The sequence below is a fragment of the Nostoc sp. UIC 10890 genome (assembly GCF_054786515.1).
Genome location: NZ_JBSGKF010000099.1, coordinates 1 through 2,323, shown reverse-complemented (window position 1 = coordinate 2,323; position 2,323 = coordinate 1). Strand labels below are relative to the sequence as shown.

The 2,323-nt window shown below is 37.3% G+C and carries 3 protein-coding genes; 1 reads left to right on the top strand and 2 read right to left on the bottom strand.

The genetic code is table 11. The annotated features are described in order from the left end of the window. Both ACWATR_RS39410 and ACWATR_RS39405 read right to left on the bottom strand, forming a co-directional pair. A partial coding sequence (locus ACWATR_RS39410) for a hypothetical protein (protein ID WP_460345660.1) occupies positions 1 to 326 on the bottom strand: 326 nt, incomplete at its 3' end. Positions 327 to 334: 8 nt separating this feature from the next. Continuing rightward, entirely contained in the window at positions 335 to 1,270 is a 936-nt protein-coding gene (locus ACWATR_RS39405; protein ID WP_460345657.1) for a DUF4007 family protein, read from the bottom strand. A 127-nt stretch (positions 1,271 to 1,397) separates the two neighbouring features. On the opposite strand from ACWATR_RS39405, the gene ACWATR_RS39400 reads away from it, so the two are divergent. Beyond that, positions 1,398 to 2,323: DNA phosphorothioation-associated putative methyltransferase (locus ACWATR_RS39400; RefSeq protein WP_460345654.1), on the top strand; the 926-nt coding region annotated here is incomplete at its 3' end.

The following is a 2,323-nucleotide window of genomic DNA, read 5'->3' as shown; positions in this document are numbered from 1 at the left end:
GCTAAGTATTCCGAACTATTAGAACCAAATGTTTTTGCTGCAATCTCTAACGCGATTTGGTGCGACTGACTTTTTGGGGGAGCGCATAAAGAAGCGAAAAAATGGGCAAATGCAGATTTTCCTGTACCATAAACACTTGTTATAGTCCAAGCACAGTGGTCAGAATCTCCTGTTAGTCCAGCTAAAATTCGTCTAATTGCATCAATTGACCTTTCTGTAAGAATATAACCCTGTAATGAATCAATTTTGTCAAAGTCTCGTTCAACATTGATAGAACGAGAATAACGACGTTTAACACTGAAATAATTAGATAAAGCTTTATTCATCGTTTTGCCTAATCAACCTTGCGCCTATAATACTTATCTAAAATATCCTCTGCTAATGCTTTTGGCTCTGATGTAAAAGAAAATTGAATCAAACCAGCAGAGTCAGAAAGCGAAATACCAGACTTTGACTGCCTTGCGACTTGTTCAATCGCATCACAGACTGCACTTTCTGAAAGTTTAAAAGCCATACCAGGGCTACCAATATCGTAAACTAGGCGAGAAATGGAGATAGTTCTTTGTTCACGTCCTACAAAGCTAGCGTACTCAAGACAGGTGGCAACTAATATTTCTGCTGGCAAGTTTCCTTTTACACCAACTCGAAAAGTAAAGTGTCTTGAATCTCCTGCGGTGTGTATGATTCCTAATTGAGTAAAGGGACAGTCTAAACTTTCTTCACTTACACTTGCCTTGTTAGTTGCTTGCTCAACATACATTCGTAAGATGCAGGTTATATCTTTTTTTAAAGAAGATTCAGCAATGCGAGGTGCAATGCTATCTCTATAGATGCATAAGTTATTAAATAAGTCATCTTGTGAAAATTCGTTTTCTCGGAAAATGTTAAAAGTAAAAAACCAAGCAGCTGCATTACAGCTTGGTTTTAGTAAATTCCAATGTAGAAGCCATAGTGTTGCAGGATCTTCCAAAAACGAATCCCACCCATTTTCTCCTAAAAGGCGCTCACCAAAATCGGATGGGCTATCATTTTCTAAAACTTTAAAGGCATTACACCAGTATCGGATAGCACTTGCCATATTTTTCCCTACACCTAGTTTAATAGGCGCATCTTCTTGTAAGAAGACTTTGGGATTAACTTTAGCACCATCAAAACCTTTTTTTATCCACCCGTAACGTGGGTGGAATGTCTCATGACGTGCAAAAAATGGATTTACGTTAATAATTTCTTTGACAGCACCATCTAAGTTGAGACTAATTTGTTTTCCCATAAATATTTCTATAACTTAATAAAACATTTAGTAAAGTTGATTAAAATTCTAATTATTATTGGAAGATTTGTATTCTAATAAGGTATTCAGTTATTTAACGAACAGGTACTATCAAGTAACTAAGATAATGGTTGAAGTTGATAACAGCCTAAATGAGCTAGAACAAGCTAGTTTAATAGAAGAGACTAAGGTTTTTAATATACATGAACTAGGAACAATTGAAAAGCATGAACCTATACCTGAACTAAGAATAATAGTTCAAGCTTGCAAACGTAGTCCAATAGGTAAACTTCTTCCAGATGCTCTTTATATCCATATTTCAGCCCTAACTGCCCTTGAACAGGTGTTACAGCAATATGAAATTTTTGCCAGAAGTACCTATTCTCAAGCTGATACACCAACAATCGTAAAATTTAGTACTAGGAAACCTAAAATTTCTTACCTGTTCTATCCAGATTTTGATACCGACCCGCATCCAGCCTTAAAAGCAAGTATCCAAGTTGATCTCGAAACCTTACAAGTTACCTATCGGGACTATACCATATCAGATAACCCCCCCATTCTCCATCGTAAAGAAACTTTTGTTACTTCGAATTATCCTTTATACCAAGAATTTAGCGAATTAACCAGTGTTCAAGAAACTTTAGGTTTACTTAATAATCCGAAAAACATTGGTACAAAAGTAAAATGGCAACAGCGCCTACAAGCTTACAATGTCGAGATACAAGGACATCGCCTCATCCAAAACCAAACCGTAACCAGTAACCGTGAATTTACACCACGTCAGGTAGAGCGTCATAAAGCGGCTATTGTCCGTAATGACTTTTCCCGTCCCGTACGTTTAGCTTTGGAAGCAGGCTTGTTTACACAAAATACAACCTTTTTTGACTATGGCTGTGGACACGGTGGTGATGTTACCCGGATTGCACAGCAGGGCTACACAAGCATGGGCTGGGACCCTTATTACTCACCAGAGACTCCTCAGATCGTTGCTGATATCGTTAATCTTGGTTACATAATTAATGTTATTGAAGATATAAAAGAACGCCGAGA

Coding starts and splice junctions, on each gene's coding strand:
- ACWATR_RS39405 (WP_460345657.1), bottom strand. CDS start 1,270: ATGGGAAAACAAATTAGTCTCAACTTAGATGGTGCTGTCAAAGAAATT.